This window comes from Novosphingobium sp. BL-S-20, from assembly GCF_055521635.1.
In genome coordinates, this window is sequence record NZ_CM145493.1 from 1775101 (window position 1) to 1790517 (window position 15417).

A 15417-nucleotide genomic window follows, 5' to 3' on the forward strand; every position below is an offset into this window, starting at 1 on the left:
CGATCAAGTTCAAGATCGTCTATCCGCAGCAAAGAGAGGTGGCCTGGAGAATCTGCACACTGAGATAATTGGATTTTCTGCCTTAGAGCAGCCAGGAAGGCTGCGAGACAGGAGCAGAGAATGAGCAGACGACCCCGGCGCAATCACAGCCCGGCATTCAAGGCGAAGGTAGCACTTGCCGCGATCAAGGGCGAGAAGACGCTGGCAGAGCTGGCGCAGGACTATGACTTGCATCCCAACCAGATCACGACGTGGCGCACGCAGTTGCTCGAAGGAGCGGCCGGCGTATTCGGGTCGGAGAAGTCCTCGGACGAGCCCGCCGTCGACGTGAAGACGCTGCATGCCAAGATAGGCGAACTGACGTTGGCGAACGATTTTTTGGAAGGCGCGCTCGGCAAGGCAGGACTGTTGCCGAGCGCAAAGCGATGATTGACCGAACGCACACCTTACCGGTGAAGCGTCAGGCGAAGGAACTGGGGATCAGCCGGGGCAGTGTCTATTATCTGCCCCGGCCGGTTTCGTCGGAGAATCTCGCGATCATGCGGCGCATCGACGCGTTGCACCTGGAGTTTCCGTTCGCGGGAAGCCGAATGCTACGTGATTTTCTGCGCCAGGAGGGTATCGAGATTGGCCGCTGCCATGTCGCGAGCATGATGAAGAAGATGGCGATCGAGGCGGTCTATCGCCGCCCCAGCACCTCGAAGCCGGCGCCAGGGCACAAGATCTACCCCTATCTCCTGCGCAAGCTTCCGATCGTGAGGCCCAATCAAGTCTGGGCGACAGACATCAGTTACATCCCCATGGCGCGGGGCTTCGTTTATCTCGTAGCTATCGTCGACTGGTTCAGCCGCAAGGTTCTCAGCCATCGGATTTCGATCACGCTGGAGGCCGACTTCTGCGTGGAAGCGCTCGAGGAAGCCCTGGCGCGCTATGGCAAGCCGGAGATTTTCAATACAGATCAGGGGAGCCAATTCACGAGCCAGGCCTTCACCGGCGTGCTCCGACGCGAGGGTATCGCGATTAGCATGGACGGCCGCGGCGCCTGGCGCGACAATGTCGTGGTCGAGCGGCTGTGGCGCTCGGTGAAGTACGAAGAAGTCTACCTGCACGCCTACGCTTCGGTCAGCGAAGCGCGCAACGCGATCGGCCGAATCTGGGTTTCTATAACGCCCGGAGACCTCACTCGAGCCTCGGTGGGCGTCCGCCCGATCAAACCTACTTTGACAATCTGCCACAGGCCGTGGCAGCGTGAATTGGCCGCGACTTGCGGGGCGTCACTCCGGCCGGGCTACGCCCGACCTCCATGACGCCCCGCAGGAGGCAGCTTGAACAACCAACCCGCAGACGATCCACTTATCAAATGTCAAAGGCTGTTCAGACAAACCGAGCCACTTCTGCTCTTCGCCGTCCTCGCGGAGGTTTATTCGCCCACCCACCGGATTGCTGCTGATGTCTTTCATAACCATCCAGCCAGACTGGAATTGCCTCAGCGGAATACGAAGGGCTGCTGAAACGTTCAGCATTGCATTCTCAGAGCCAAACTCCAAACCGGACATTCCGCAGCTGAGGAGCGCAAATTGGCGGCTGAGCGGCAAAGAAGGGTCGATATCAATCCACGGTAATGGATGGCAACCTTGCCGTTCGGCAATGCCGGGCCAATGACCTTCCACCTTTGGATCCAATTATGGAATATCGCCTGCAGGGATTTCCATTCAAGCTTGCGCCTCCCAACCCGCGTCACCCTCTTGGTTGGTCTCGGTCTCCGGGGCTTGGATAGGTTCGCTAGGTGGCACGATCGTGCGCGGAGCCAGCGCCACACTTTTCGACTGCAGCTCTTCCAGCCGTTGATCTGCAGAATCAGGGTTCTCGCCTGCGCTAGTAACAGCCGCGAGATAGCGCCCCGCCGTAGTCTCAGGCTCAAAATACGCTGCTTCGCTCGATGTGTTACCCGGATCTGCATCAAGTTTCTGAACAGCCATCACGTCGAACGCACCGCACTCATCCAAGCGTGCCCATGAAAACTCATGAGCCAGCCCCTCATAGCAATTCTGGCTGAATATCATCGCTCCAGCCAGCGCTTCAGCGGTGTAGACCGTTTTGAAATTTTTGGCGGCGGACTTGATGCTCGGGGATTCCAGCGGTTCGACGGCCGGCGGGGCGGCACTTGCGATTGCCTCGCTCGTCTGTGAGGTGAAGTTCGCGGCGGCCTGTTGCTGTTCACTCTTTGGGGCTGACGAGCACTTCCCCATCGCAATCACAATCACAATGATGACGACCAAGATGCCACATCCCGCGGCGCCATTGTTTGGCTTTGACATTCCTGCCCCCGTCATTTCAATTCAGTCCGTTCCCCAGCAAAGACTAACGCTATCGGCGGAGCAAATAGCCTTTGCAAGCAACTTGTTGCTTCGTGGCCATCTTCACTTTCCTAATCAAACGCCTCTTGCCTGATCATGGGAAACTCCTATTAATCGTGCGCTAGTGGGGGACCTGATGACAAGTATCGTGTGCCGGCCGGTGCCGGAAGACGCCGACAATCTGCCAGCTATACAGTCTCATCTCGCCAAGTTTCATCCCCATGTCATGGTGGAGGCAGGCGAAGGATCCCTGACTCTCGGCCACGCGGGCAGCCTTGAGGCGGACCTGCGACGAGCGTTCCTTACAGCCTCCCTCACAGTACGATTTGCCGCGCGCACTGCTGATTTCCGCCATGACATCTGGGAGCGCCTCTTGCGATGATAGTCCATCCTGCGAGAGTGCGTGCCCTGTCGACCGGCAGTCTGTTCGTAAGCGATACCGGACGCTTTTTGCTGGCTTCCGATGCCTTTGTGGAGCGTGCGGTCACCAGCGGTATCTCTGAAGCGGATGGCGCCGCGCTGCGCGCGTTAGGCCATGCTGTGGATCCCGATGACGAATTCTGCGTGCACAGCCATGCCTATGCCCTTGCCGAACGCCTCGATCACGCAAATTCTCTAGATTACCTGATTGTCGTTCCTACGCTGCGCTGCAATTTGAATTGCAGCTATTGCCAGGTCTCTCGTGCAGGTCTCAACCAGCAGGGGTTCGACTGGAACGATGAAACCCTTGCTGCTGTCTGCAAGATCATCGATGAACTCGCGACAGACAGCATCAAGATCGAATTCCAGGGTGGGGAGCCAACGCTGCGTCCCGACCTCATTCGGGCCGTCATGGAGCGTTGCGAGCGCTTTTCGCATAAGCAATTCGTGATCTGCACCAACCTGCAGCAAATCCCGGACGAAGTGCTCTCGATCTTCGACCGCAAGGACGTGTATATCAGCACCTCCCTTGATGGCACGATATCCTCGCACGAAGCGCACCGAACGGGGCCGGCCACTTCTACTTTCCTCGATAATCTACAGTTCTTGGCCTCGCGTTACGGCCCTGGGAAGATCTCGGCACTGCCGACGCTGGACCCACGCAATCCTCCCGAAATCGACGAGATCATCGACACCTTTACAGCTTTTGGTCTCTCGAGCGTCTTCCTTCGCCCGATCAACTTTCAGGGTTTCGCCCGAAAGCGCCACAAGGAATCGCAGGAGCAGGATCAGGCCTGGCGCGGCTATTACGAAAGTTTCGTGCGGCGCATCATCGAACGAAATTGGCTCGACCAATCTCAGTGCCTGGAAGAAACTTACTTCAGCATCTGTCTCCGCAGGATTTTCCAGCCCGGATCCGACCGACATGTGGATCTCAGGAATCCCAACCCTATTGGGGTCGACTACGTGGTGATCGACTACGACGGAACCGTATTTCCGACCGATGAAGCCCGCATGTTGGCGCGTTCGGGAATTATCGACCTCTCCATTGGCGACGTGGCCACCGGGTGGAACACCGAGAAACGTCAGATCCTGAACGAGGCGTCGACTAACCAGTTCGACCCAAGTTGTAGCGTGTGCGCGTATCAGCCCTACTGTGGCCGCGATCTTGTAGATGACCTTGCGCGCTACGGGAGGGTGGATCGCGAACGTACGGATACCGAATTCTGCCGCCGGCATATGCACATCTACGATTTCATATTTGAACTTGCGTACTCAGATGATCCGGCCGTGCGTTTCTCCTTAGCAAAATGGTTGCGCCTGCCCGCTGTGCCCAATGAGCTGGGGCCGCGGCTGTCATGATCCCACTCACTCTCCAGATAGCGGCCGAAGCGGACAAGGCGTTCGTTACCCGTTTGCGCGCGGATAAGGCCCAGCTTCAGGACGAAATGGATTCTCTCCTGCTGACCGATGATGAAAGTGGAACAGTCTTCGCCGGCGCGCAGGGCCTCATCTCCATCGATGGTTTCAACGGTGAGCAGCTTGCAGGCGACGTCTTGCTCGTGGAACCAGCGATTGGGCGTGCAGAGCGACTTCTTCGCAGTCAATCAGCGCACAATACCCTCCTCGTCACCGAACGCTGTGACCAGTTGTGTGTGATGTGCTCGCAGCCGCCGAAGAAGACCCACGTCGATCGCTTCGACCATTTCAAAGACGCCTGCCTGCTGGCTGAGGCTGATAGCGTGATCGGCATTTCCGGCGGTGAACCAACTTTATACAAGCCCCAACTGCTCGATCTCGTTGAGACAGTTCTTACCCGGCGCCCTGATCTCACCTTTCACATATTGACCAACGCGCAGCATTTTGGTCCCGAGGACATCGCAAGGCTTCGCGCCCCGCTCTACGACCGCGTGGCGTGGGGCATTCCCTTATATTCGAACGTGCCAGCCACGCATGACTTCATCGTTGGCAAGCAGGGTGCCTTCCATCGCCTCCACGCCAGTCTGGGCGCTCTTCTGCAGGCGCGCTCGAGGATCGAGCTGCGCACCGTACTCACGTCGAGCAACCTCGATGATTTGCTTGCGCTATCGCAATATGTTGCAGCACGGCTGCGCTTCATTGAAACGTGGTCGATCATGCAACTTGAGAACATCGGCTTTGCCAGAAACCGGTGGTCGGAACTCTTCGTAGACCATTCGGGACAGTTCGATCCGATCGGAAACGCTGTCGACCACGCTTTGCTCCATGGGATCGACATCCGATTGTTCAACTTTCCGCGATGTTCTGTGCCCGCTCCCTACCGAGAGCTTGCGCCGGCATCGATCTCCGACTGGAAGCGCAAATACCAACCCGCTTGCGCACCGTGCAGGGAACGGGACATGTGCTCTGGATTCTTCGAATGGCATCCAGATGATGAAGCTGGCACGAAAGTCACGCCGCTATGATTCCTAAGAAATTCCTTATCCCCAGCCTCATCGCCGCTGGCCTGTTCAGGCCTGACAGTCTTCAAGTTGCGCTGGCGCATGCAGCCTCCACCCCCGTGGACGACCCGAACGATGCAAAACTGCTTCAACGGTTCACCCAAGACCATCCGATGCATTTTGCAGATCACAGGAGCCACAGCAGTCACAGGAGCCACAGCAGCCATCGCTCGGGCGGGGGCGGCCATTACAGCCATACCAGTCACCGATCGAGCACGGGAGGATATGGCTCACCCTATTATTCTCCACCTGTATCAAGTCCCGTCTACTCGGCTCCGGAAAATAGCACGGCGGAGGACACTTCCACAGCGAGCCCGGATCAGAATTCAACCTTGCGTCCGCGATCGCTCGCCGATCTGCCAAGCACAGCGGGACCCGACAGAGCGTCGCCTCCCCAGTCAGGGCCGTCGGCGACGATGGACGGACGGACGGAAAGGTTCAAGGCCGTGGTCCGCCGCGTCCAGATCGGACTTCTTGGCCACGGTGATTATGCGGGTACAATCGATGGTCATGTTGGACCTGCAATGCGCAAGGCCCTACGCAAATTCCAAGCAACCCACAAACTCACTGTGACCGGTACGATAACTCCGGAGACGTTAGATGCGCTGAAAATCGCTAGCAGCTAGCCTGCGAGTCCGATGAAAAGGGGGACAGTCTGTTCGTAGCGACGGGAAATTGGGTGCCAGGCTTCCGAGAATGATGACGTGGACGGCTCTCCAACCCTCCCGCAGGATGACCTGCGGATGAGCCGGAAGGAGAGCCACGATGGGAACAGTCACGACGATTGGTTTGGACCTAGCGAAGAACGTGTTCCAGGTGCACGGTGTGGATGCCGATGGTGCGGCGGTATTGCGCCAGCGATTGACGCGCGGGCGCATGCTGAAGTTCTTTGCGAAGCTGCCGCCTTGCTTGATCGGGATCGAGGCCTGCGCCTCATCACATTTCTGGGCGCGTCAGCTCATGGCGCTGGGTCATGATATAAAGCTGATGCCGGCGCAGTATGTGAAGCCGTACGTCAAACGCGGCAAGAATGATGCTGCCGATGCCGAAGCGATCTGCGAAGCGGTTACGCGCCCGACCATGCGGTTCGTCGGAATCAAGTCACCGGAACAGCAAGGCGCGATGATGTTGCATCGTGTTCGCCTTATTCTCAACCGCCAGCGGACACAGCTATCCAACGCCCTGCGAGCGCATATCGCAGAGTTTGGTATCGTCGCGCCAATCGGCAGGAATGGAATCGACCAGCTCCTCGATATTGTGGCTGACACGGAAGACGCTCGTTTACCCACCGATGTCCGGACCTGCCTGGACATGCTGGCAGCCCAACTGCGCATTGTGAAAGAGCAGATCCTCGAGAATGATCGCCGGATCATGGCAAGTGCGCGGAAAACGGAAATCGGCCGGCGGCTGATGGAGATACCGGGCGTGGGACCATTATTGGCAAGCGCGATCGTTGCGACTGTCCCTGATCCCTCAATCTTTCGCTCAGGCCGCGACCTAGCGGCTTGGATCGGGCTGGTGCCTCGACAAAACTCCAGCGGCGGGAAGGAGCGCCTTGGTGCCATCACGAAGGCAGGACATCGCTATTTGCGGCAAATGCTCATCGTCGGTGCTGTGGCGGTCATTCGCTTTGCTGAGCGCCATAAGTCGAAGCGGCCCTGGCTCGTGCAGTTGCTGGCGCGTAAGAAGGTCAAGGTTGCCGCCGTGGCGCTCGCCAACAAGAATGCCCGCATGATCTGGGCGATGATGACCAACGGTGAACGGTACCGCGAGCCGCAGATTGCATAGAGTATAGCGCTCAGCGCTGACGATGTTGGGAAGGGCGGACAGGAGCTAATGCACAAAGTCGGTTGAAACCGCCGGATCGGGAAAACCCATGTTTCGACCCAGCACCTCGAGTGCGCGAGAATGGTTGGGACCCGAGCCGCGCTAATGGCATTATGGCCAGCGGTAATATGTGCCGCATCAAAAGGCCGGACACATGGCCGCACCAACCACCGCTGCAAAAGCTCAATATGCCACTTGCCAACGGAGAGCCGTCCACACAGGGTCGGCACCGGGGCGATAGAATGTCCGCTATCCCGTTCTCATGCCTGCGAAGCCGCCGTTCCGGACTGTCCGACTTCACTGACATGAACGACGCCAGCCCATCACCCCACCAACCCGTCAAGATCGGCAAACACCCCCGCCCGTTTCCACAATTCCCGATTACCGATCACATAAGCGACTTCCTTCGCGCGGGTCATGGCGACATTCAGCAAGTTCGGCGTCTTACCCGCCCAGTTCCTTGCCGCTGACTGCGCAGCATCGGGCGCGCCCAGCACGAACAAAACCGCTTCAGCCTCCCTGCCCTGGACGGTATGGACAGTTCCGACCCGGCTACGCGCCCAGGCCGCAATATCCGGGATTGCTTGCGCCAGCACCGGGCTCTCCGCAATCATCCGCCTCAAGCCATCGGCGACGATGACAAACGGCGTAACGATATAGAGATCAAACTCCAGCCCTGCCCGAGCGATCTCTTCAAGCAAGCCGACAACCGTCTGCCCTTCCGCCTCGCACCACTTGTCTTCACCGCTGCCCCGAACATCGATCCAGCGCGCGGGGCCGAGGAGGTCGCGGATCGGCGAAGTCCTTGCAGCTTTCGCCTGCACCATCAGTCCTTCGTAGGCTACGCGGTTGGCCACCTTGAACATGGGGTCGGCGCAGCGCCGGTGAACGAGAAGCGGGACGCCGACGGTGCGCGTGCCAGACCTTGCCGGAAACTCGGCGAAGGAAGACGTTGCTCCATCCGCCAGCGTCTGCACCGATCCGGCCGGAGCGGAAAACCGATCAGGATTGACGCCGAAGCTTCGGCAGATAGCGCCCGTGAGGCTTTCCGGGAGAAGGACAACGGGCTCGACCTGGACGGGATCGCCGACAACAATCGCCCCCTTCACACGCATGAGAGCGCCGACGGCCTGCTGGGGGCTTGCCTGCCCTGCCTCGTCGACAAGGAGCCAGCCCAGCCCTTCGGGCGGGACCATCTTCAGCATGTTGCCAACAGAGGCAAATGTCGTGGACACCGCAGGCACCACCAGAAAGAGGCTGGACCACAGGTCCGGTATCAGGCTGTCCTTTTCGGGAGCATCGAGCCCTTTGCCGTCGAGCACCTGCATGGCCATGCCAAGGTTCTGCCGCAGCGGTTTGGCGGCGGCGTCGATGAAGGCCCGGTGCAGATCGAGCGCGGCTTCGAACAACGCATCCCGGTCGCGGTGCTCGGCGGGCGTGAGCCAGGGGGCAGCCGTCTGGACGGTCTCCCGCGGGCCATCGAAGAACGCGTCATCGAGCACAGGCACGCCTCGGATCGTCTGCTGCCCGCGCAAAGCCGCGAGGGCTGGACGAAGCGCGCCGGAGATTGCCTCCACCGCTTGCCCGGGCCGGAACCGCAGCCACGGCGAAGCTGCCAGCACGGCTTCGGATAACGGCAAGGCCCCGCCTTTCGCGAGGGGCCGGCCGGATTTCGCCAGTGTAGCCGAGAGGTCCAGGTGCTCGGCCTTCCACTGACGCCAGGCGGCCGAACCGAACAGGCGCGCGAGAAGACCGGGCCGCATCGCCGCGTGCTCCCGGCAGGCCTCGAATGCACGTTCAAGTCGGGGCAGATGCACGGATGCAAGGCGAAGCGTTTCAGCCGCCTCGTGCTGCGCTTCGACGCGCCCGCGAAGCTGCGTGTAACGAGCACGCGCGGCATGCCATCGGCGCAGTGCCTCGCGGCGATCTTTCGGCGGCTGCATGTCGGAGACGATTTTCGGCGGCCGGGTCGCGCCGCCGGGCAGATCGATTTCAGCAGGCGTGCCGCAGACCGTCTTCAAATACCCAAAAAGCCCGGTTTCCTTGTTCCACCAGAACCGGTCACGGAACGCAGCACGGTTGCCGGCGTTGCCGAGCACCGCCGCAATCGCCCCCCATGCCTTGGTACCAAGCAGCTCGTCGGCCAAAGGCTCGAAGTACCGAAGGCTCGCGGCATCCTCGGCCACCGCCCCGATTGCCGGAAGCTCGGCGCTGACGTTCTCGACCGCCTTGTTGTTCGAGGATGCAATCAGCATCTCGAAGCCTTTCAGGCTTGGGTCCAGCCGGTAGAGGTGCACGAAGGCGCTGCCGAAGCGCTGCTTCTGGCCCGATGCGGTGAACGCCGTTTCCGGATCGTCGAACCGCGCCATCGCATCAGCCCGCTGGCTGACCAGCGCCGCCACGACATCGCGCAGCAGCGTTGTCTTGCCCGTACCCGGCGGACCGTTGACGGCAAGGATCTCGCCCGCGCGCTGCTCGCTTGCCAGGTTGACTGCGGCCTGCTGCATGAGGACGAGCGGATGGCGCCCTGCCCCCGGCCAGCGGGCGAGAGGAAATCGCGCCGGTGCGAGCGCGCTTTCTACCGCGTCCCTGTCACTCAGCAGGTCGCGGCGCTCGGCGGGCGGCTTTGCACCGAGGAAGCGCTGCAAGGTCTCGGGGCACTGGCCCTTGCGAACGAGCTCGCCCGCTCTTGCCAGATCTTTCAGGTAAAAACTGTTGAGCAGGATCGGCTCAGGCGGTTCGTTGGATCTCGACGATACCAGCGAACGGACCGCAAAGGACGGGCGCGAGACACTGCCGCGCTCCAGCCCGCATTCATCGACGAGCCATTCGAAAGCGGCGTTCAGGGTTGCAAGGGTGAGCGGGCGCACACCGTCTGTTTCATCCTCGCAGTAAAGGCGGGAATGGAGCTCACCCTGCAGCCGCTCCTCCTGCGCGGTCCAGGCTGCCAGTGTCGATGGCTCGTCGCGCAGCGCCCGGGGCAGTCCCCAGGCAAAGCTGGAAATGGTCGCGCAGGCGTCCGGAACAGGCCTGCCGAAGCGGTCGACAACGACGATCGCGAGCGGGTTCTCTCCCCTTGCCTGAGGTTTTTCCGGCCGTTTATCCGCGAAGCGGGCCAAAAGCTGGTCCATCGCCGGCTTCATGGAGACGGTCCCGAGCACGATCTGGAAATAGACCCTGGTGCCCATGGCTCCCCTTGCAGGGCCATCATCCCAGGGCAGTCCGCGATCGAGCCGTGCGATCCGCCGGTTGTCGCCGGCAGCAAGATCGGCCGGGCGCCGGAAGGTCGCGGGTGAGAGAACCTCCAGCACCGTCCAGGCGCGAAGAATGTCCTCCATTCGGTTTTCCTGCGCGCGACCGGGAAGCGGTTCCGGGACCACCGGCGCCGCTTCACCTTTGCGAGGCTGCGCTTCAGCCCTGCGATGCTGATGCGCCGAGAACGGGAGTTCGGGCGACGGTTTGGGCTGCGAGCCGCTATTGGCCTCAGCGGCGCGATCGGTCACAGCTTCGGCCTCCCTCGAACTTGGGCAAGCCGTCTGGAGCGTCTTTTCCAGCCGCAGACGCAGGCGCTCTGCCTGCTGTGTATGGCGAAAGCCCAGTTCACTCAGAACAGCCTCCAGCGTCGCGCGATCGGTCAGGTTTCCAGCAACTATTTTCTCCAGCTCGGCGATACCGAACTGGCTGAAGGGATGCGCCCCGGATTTCGTCATGTCCCTTCCTTCCGATTCAATTCTCGAACCTTATGATGCACGGCTGGGTGCATTTCCGTTACATTTCCCATTAGCAGGACACCTAGCCGCCGCCGCTGATACAAGTCGGCGCGCAGAAAGTCAGGCCGAGGCAGCATATCGATCTCATGCCAAACCGGAAGGTCAGGCGCCCCCCATTGGGCGGTGCCGAGGGACATCGGCCATGGCAAGTTACCAGTTTTTCATCGCAAGGAGACAGTGCGTGCCCACGCGATCCGTCAAGACTATGGAGGGGCGAGGGCGGGGCGGCGGGCGCACAAACGGCACAAGCAATTGATATTTCGCCAGCGATGGATATCGGCTTATGCAAATCGGGAAAGCGTCTTCACGCTTACGCTAAGTGCCGGCTGGAGGCATGATGAAGTTTTCAGATATCCTGCACAGGCGCGGCGAAGAGCTTGCTCTTATTATCGGCAACGGAATCCACCTTGCCGGCGGCCCGAGCCGTAATTCCTGGCGCGGTCTTTTGCTCCAGCTCGCCAACGAAAGCGGCCTTGGCCTGAAGGATTGGCCGGCCGGCCTTTCGAACATCGAGTTCTTCGATATCCTGGCCCTGCGCAGGCAAAACCAGGGCGCCGAAATGGCCAGGCAGTTCTGCACGGCGATGGGCGACTGGCAGATCAGCGATTACCACCGCCGGATCATGGGGTGGGCAGAGCGACATGACGTCCCTGTACTCACCACAAATTTCGACAATGTGCTTGCCGATGCCGTGGGCGCAAGAGAGCTGCGGACCAGGCACCGAAGGTTCACTGCCTTCTACCCTTGGGACACGCGCTTCGCGCACACGCTGCACGACGATCCCTGCGCGGGCTTCGGCATCTGGCACATCAACGGGATGGCCCGCCATCCCAGCAGCATCCGTCTCGGGCTCAGCCACTATGTCGGCCTTGCGCAGCGCGCGCGGGGATGGATGCAAAAGCGCCAGACCGGCATCTTCAAGCCTGACGGCCTGTCCAGTTGGACGGGACGTCACACCTGGCTGCAGATCATGCTCAAGCGGCCCCTTCTGGTATTCGGGCTGGGGCTCAGGGAAGACGAAGTGTTCCTGCGCTGGCTGCTCATCGAACGGGCCCGCTTTTTCGCGAAGTTCCCCGAGCTTCAGCAAGATGCCTGGTACGTCTACAGGAACGATCCGACCGACAGCTCCCAAGAGGGCCATCTGCTGTTTCTCGAATCCGTAGGCTTCAAATGCGTACCGGTCGGCGCGCACAGCGAAATCTACGACAGCACGGCCTGGGAGAACTGATCAACGGCAGGTACCTCGTTCCCGGTTAGTCTCAGGTCGAGGCGACAGGGACTGCCAGGCGGTTTCTCATTTGAAATTCCGCCCCTTCCCGAACGTGTCGATGTGAAGGTCGGGGATTTATGCCGAGCCCGAGGTTATGCCAAACCCTCTGCAAAAATCGCGGGATTTCCGCTGATCTCGCAGCCAACCATTCGGCATAGTTGCGCGGTGTGGAGCCAGCTTTTCAGCGCTGTGGAGCGATGGCAATCGCCGAATGATCTGTGGTGGCATCGACCGGGATACCTACCTCCTTCCGCTCCGAGTAGCGGTCCACGAGTCGCGCCGCGTACGGCCGCATCAGCACGGTGAAGCGGGCCAGTTCTTCCATCACATCGACGATGCGCTCGTAATAGCTCGACGCCCGCATCCTGCCGTCCTCGTCGAACTCCTTGTAGGCCATCGCCACCGACGACTGGTTGGGGATCGTGAACATCCGCATCCAGCGGCCCAGCAGGCGCAGTGAATTGACGGCGTTGAACGATTGCGAGCCGCCGGACACCTGCATGACTGCAAGCGTGCGGCCTTGCGTCGGTCGCATACCGCGCATCTGGAGCGGCAGATGATCGATTTGCGTCTTCATGATGCCGCTGATCTGGCCGTGTCGTTCCGGACTGCACCAGACCATGCCTTCCGACCAGAGCGCGTGCTCTCGCAATTCATGCACAGCAGGGTGATCGTCTCCCGCGACTTGATCGGGCAGCGGAAGGTCGCTGGGATCGAAGATCCGCGTCTCGGCGCCGAAGAATTGCAGCAGGCGCGCCGCCTCTTCCACGGCGAGGCGTGAGAACGAGCGCTCTCGCAACGATCCATAGAGCAGCAGAATGCGCGGAGGCGGTTGGTCCGGGCCAAGGCCAGCGGCGGGACGAGCCAGCGCGAAAGCCTTGTCCAGGGCAGGAAGATGATCGGGGGCGGCGAGTTCGCGCAGTCTCATGCGGAGATACCTTTCTCGTACCAGGGGCGGGTCCGCTTCACCAAAATGACGATCGACAGCATCACCGGCACTTCGACCAGCACGCCTACGACCGTTGCCAGCGCGGCGCCGGAACTGAGGCCAAAGAGGCTGATGGCGGCGGCCACGGCCAGCTCGAAGAAATTGGAGGCGCCGATCAGAGCCGAAGGACCGGCGACGCACCATGCCACACCGAAACAGCGGCTGAGCCAATAGGCGATGCCGGCATTGAGATAGACCTGAAACAGGATCGGCACGGCAATCAGCGCGATGACCAGCGGTTGCCGGATGATCTGCTCGCCCTGAAAGCCGAACAGCAGCACCAGCGTCAACAGCAGGCTGGCAAGGCTGATCGGGCCGATGGCTGACAGGAAATGCTGGAGCCGCTTCTCACCGCCGCGAAGGAGCACGCGGCGTAGCAGTTGCGAGATGACCACCGGGACGATGATGTAGAGCCCCACCGACAGCGCCAGCGTGTTCCACGGCACGGTGATCGATGCCACACCCAGCAACAGTCCTACCAGCGGCGCAAAGGCAAAGACCATGATCAGGTCGTTCAGCGCCACCTGACTCAGGGTATAGTTCGGCTCGCCCTCGACGAGGTTAGACCAGACGAAGACCATCGCGGTGCAAGGCGCTGCAGCCAGCAGGATCAGCCCGGCAATGTAGGACGCCGATGCGCCTTCAGGCAGCATCGGCGCGAACAGATAGCCGAGAAAGAACGTGCCAAGCAGCGCCATCGAGAATGGCTTGATCGCCCAGTTCACCACAAGGGTGACGCCGATGCCGCGCCAGTGCTGCCGAAGGCTGTGGAGCGCTCCGAAATCGACCCGCAGCAGCATTGGGATGATCATCAGCCAGATCAGGCCCGCCACCACGAGGTTGACGTTGGCGATCTCCAGCGCTGCGATCGCCTCGAAGGCGCCCGGCAGCAAGTGGCCGAGACCGATCCCGACTACGATGCACAGAGCCACCCAGAGCGAGAGATAGCGCTCGAAAAGCGACATGGTCGTCAGTCCTTCCCAGGAGCGATAGGCGCGGTCGAAATACCGCTGCCCAAGGCGATCTGCATGTAAACCGTGTCGAGCCAGCGGCCGGCCTTCCAGCCCATGCCGGTCAAGCGCCCTGCGTGCTCAAAACCGCAGGAACCGTGGAGAGCTACCGAGGCAGGTTCCGCCCCGCCGATGACTGCAACCATGCGGCGGAACCCGTGAGCCTCGGCGGCTTCCAGCAGGGCCTTGAGCAGCAATTTGCCGATGCCCCCGCCCCGCCGGTCGTGCGCCACGTAGATGCTGTTCTCGCAAGCATAGGCGTAGGCGGGGCGATCCCGGAACTGCGTGGCGTAGGCATAGCCGACCACTTGATCGCCATCGCAGGCGACGAGGAACGGCCAGCCCCGGCCGGACACCGTCAAGATCTTCTCAACGGTCTCTTCCTCGGTCGGCGGCACGACTTCGTAGGTCGCCGTGCCATGCAAGACATGATGGGCGTAGATGGCCGCAATGGCCTGCGCATCGTCGACCGTCGCCTTACGAACCGAAAGGGTCATCGCCGGGTCGCTTCCACGACTTCGCCGTCTTCCTTGACGAAAGTGCCGCGCTGCTTGGTAGGCAGGAGGTCCAGCACTTCTTCGGAAGGGCGGCAGAGCTTCACACCGAGCGGCGACACCACAAGCGGCCGGTTGATGAGGATGGGATGCTCCATCATCGCGTCGACCAAGGCCTCGTCCGTCAAGGTGTCGGCGCCGAGGGCCAGTTCGGCATAAGGCGTACCCTTCTGGCGCAGCAGAGCGCGCGGGGTGATGCCGGCCCGCGCGATGAGTTCCATCAGCAATGCGCGACTTGGCGGCGTCTTCAGGTATTCGACGACATGAGGCTCTATGCCCGCATTGCGGATCATGGCCAGGGCATTACGAGAGGTCCCGCAAAGCGGGTTATGATAGATCACGATATCGGTCATTGTTGCCTCTTCAGCAGCAGGTAAGTTCGGCCAGAAGCGGCTCGCACAGTTCGGCACGCCCCTGGCAGCAATCCTTGGCCAGATAGACCATCAGTCCGCGCAGCGCGTCGAGGTTGGCGCGCTGGATTTGTTGGCGGCCACGCTTCTCGGAAAGCACCAGTCCGGCCTTCGCCATCACGGCGAGATGCGTCGAAAACGTGCTCTGGGTCAGCCCTGAAGCCTCGACCAGTTCGCCGGTCGACAGTCCTTCAGGCTCATGCCTGATCAGGAGGCGAAACGCATCGAGCCGCGTAGGATGGCCGAGCGCGGAGAGAATCGAGAGTGCATCGCCGGTGCCCATGCATCGCTTTTATCCGATGCAATCATCGAGGTCAACAATACATCGTAA

The 15417-nt window shown here is 60.8% G+C and carries 13 protein-coding genes and 1 pseudogene; 6 read left to right on the forward strand and 8 right to left on the reverse strand.

Features of this window, described 5'->3' with window-relative positions; genetic code table 11:
• Positions 1-120: 120 nt before the first annotated feature.
• Positions 121-1252, forward strand: a pseudogene (locus ACZ1II_RS07310) (IS3 family transposase).
• A gap of 22 nt (positions 1253-1274) precedes the next feature.
• Here the strand turns inward: ACZ1II_RS07310 and ACZ1II_RS07315 are convergent.
• Positions 1275-1670, reverse strand: coding sequence for a hypothetical protein (locus ACZ1II_RS07315; RefSeq protein WP_465143750.1), 396 nt, complete (start codon positions 1668-1670; stop codon positions 1275-1277).
• A gap of 42 nt (positions 1671-1712) precedes the next feature.
• A complete protein-coding gene (locus ACZ1II_RS07320) occupies positions 1713-2279 on the reverse strand; it encodes a hypothetical protein (protein ID WP_465143751.1) in 567 nt (188 codons plus the stop codon).
• 477 nt (positions 2280-2756) lie between these two features.
• Between ACZ1II_RS07320 and hxsB the strand changes: the two genes are divergently transcribed.
• The 4 genes from hxsB to ACZ1II_RS07340 all read left to right on the forward strand — a co-directional run bounded on the left by hxsB (position 2757) and on the right by ACZ1II_RS07340 (position 7045).
• Positions 2757-4139, forward strand: a complete 1383-nt coding sequence (hxsB, locus tag ACZ1II_RS07325) for a His-Xaa-Ser system radical SAM maturase HxsB (protein ID WP_465143752.1) — start codon at positions 2757-2759, stop codon at positions 4137-4139.
• Entirely contained in the window at positions 4136-5221 is a 1086-nt protein-coding gene (hxsC, locus tag ACZ1II_RS07330; protein ID WP_465143753.1) for a His-Xaa-Ser system radical SAM maturase HxsC, read from the forward strand. The genes hxsB and hxsC overlap by 4 nt, the downstream gene beginning before the upstream one ends.
• Positions 5222-5673: 452 nt before the next feature.
• Entirely contained in the window at positions 5674-5883 is a 210-nt protein-coding gene (locus tag ACZ1II_RS07335) for a peptidoglycan-binding protein (RefSeq protein WP_465143754.1), read from the forward strand.
• Between the two features lie 139 nt (positions 5884-6022).
• Positions 6023-7045, forward strand: coding sequence for an IS110 family RNA-guided transposase (locus ACZ1II_RS07340; protein ID WP_465143755.1), 1023 nt, complete (start codon positions 6023-6025; stop codon positions 7043-7045).
• A gap of 362 nt (positions 7046-7407) precedes the next feature.
• On the opposite strand, the gene ACZ1II_RS07345 is transcribed toward ACZ1II_RS07340, so the two are convergent.
• Positions 7408-10794, reverse strand: a complete 3387-nt coding sequence (locus tag ACZ1II_RS07345) for a DEAD/DEAH box helicase (RefSeq protein WP_465143756.1) — start codon at positions 10792-10794, stop codon at positions 7408-7410.
• Positions 10795-11191: 397 nt separating this feature from the next.
• On the opposite strand from ACZ1II_RS07345, the gene ACZ1II_RS07350 reads away from it, so the two are divergent.
• On the forward strand, positions 11192-12082 hold the full coding sequence (locus ACZ1II_RS07350; protein ID WP_465143757.1) for an SIR2 family protein: 891 nt from the start codon (positions 11192-11194) through the stop codon (positions 12080-12082).
• A gap of 223 nt (positions 12083-12305) precedes the next feature.
• Here ACZ1II_RS07350 and arsH read toward each other — a convergent pair whose 3' ends face one another.
• From arsH to ACZ1II_RS07375, 5 genes are read right to left on the reverse strand one after another with little or no spacing between them, the layout of a single operon-like run.
• On the reverse strand, positions 12306-13052 hold the full coding sequence (arsH, locus tag ACZ1II_RS07355; protein WP_465143758.1) for an arsenical resistance protein ArsH: 747 nt from the start codon (positions 13050-13052) through the stop codon (positions 12306-12308).
• Positions 13049-14077 (reverse strand): ACR3 family arsenite efflux transporter, encoded by a 1029-nt coding sequence (arsB, locus tag ACZ1II_RS07360; RefSeq protein ID WP_465143759.1) that lies wholly within the window; start codon positions 14075-14077, stop codon positions 13049-13051. Before arsB ends, arsH begins: the two co-directional genes overlap by 4 nt.
• 5 nt (positions 14078-14082) lie before the next feature.
• Entirely contained in the window at positions 14083-14619 is a 537-nt protein-coding gene (locus tag ACZ1II_RS07365; protein WP_465143760.1) for an N-acetyltransferase family protein, read from the reverse strand.
• Entirely contained in the window at positions 14616-15029 is a 414-nt protein-coding gene (arsC, locus tag ACZ1II_RS07370; RefSeq protein WP_465143761.1) for an arsenate reductase (glutaredoxin), read from the reverse strand. Before arsC ends, ACZ1II_RS07365 begins: the two co-directional genes overlap by 4 nt.
• 10 nt (positions 15030-15039) lie before the next feature.
• A complete protein-coding gene (locus ACZ1II_RS07375; protein ID WP_465143762.1) occupies positions 15040-15369 on the reverse strand; it encodes an ArsR/SmtB family transcription factor in 330 nt (109 codons plus the stop codon).
• Positions 15370-15417 lie beyond the last annotated feature (48 nt).

Excerpts from the sequence above, each read along its gene's own strand:
- arsH (WP_465143758.1), bottom strand. The coding sequence starts at position 13,052 with ATGAGACTGCGCGAACTCGCCGCCCCCGATCATCTTCCTGCCCTGGAC.
- arsB (WP_465143759.1), bottom strand. The coding sequence starts at position 14,077 with ATGTCGCTTTTCGAGCGCTATCTCTCGCTCTGGGTGGCTCTGTGCATC.
- ACZ1II_RS07335 (WP_465143754.1), top strand. The coding sequence starts at position 5,674 with ATGGACGGACGGACGGAAAGGTTCAAGGCCGTGGTCCGCCGCGTCCAG.
- hxsC (WP_465143753.1), top strand. The coding sequence starts at position 4,136 with ATGATCCCACTCACTCTCCAGATAGCGGCCGAAGCGGACAAGGCGTTC.
- ACZ1II_RS07375 (WP_465143762.1), bottom strand. The coding sequence starts at position 15,369 with ATGGGCACCGGCGATGCACTCTCGATTCTCTCCGCGCTCGGCCATCCT.
- ACZ1II_RS07365 (WP_465143760.1), bottom strand. The coding sequence starts at position 14,619 with ATGACCCTTTCGGTTCGTAAGGCGACGGTCGACGATGCGCAGGCCATT.
- ACZ1II_RS07340 (WP_465143755.1), top strand. The coding sequence starts at position 6,023 with ATGGGAACAGTCACGACGATTGGTTTGGACCTAGCGAAGAACGTGTTC.
- arsC (WP_465143761.1), bottom strand. The coding sequence starts at position 15,029 with ATGACCGATATCGTGATCTATCATAACCCGCTTTGCGGGACCTCTCGT.
- ACZ1II_RS07350 (WP_465143757.1), top strand. The coding sequence starts at position 11,192 with ATGAAGTTTTCAGATATCCTGCACAGGCGCGGCGAAGAGCTTGCTCTT.
- ACZ1II_RS07345 (WP_465143756.1), bottom strand. The coding sequence starts at position 10,794 with ATGACGAAATCCGGGGCGCATCCCTTCAGCCAGTTCGGTATCGCCGAG.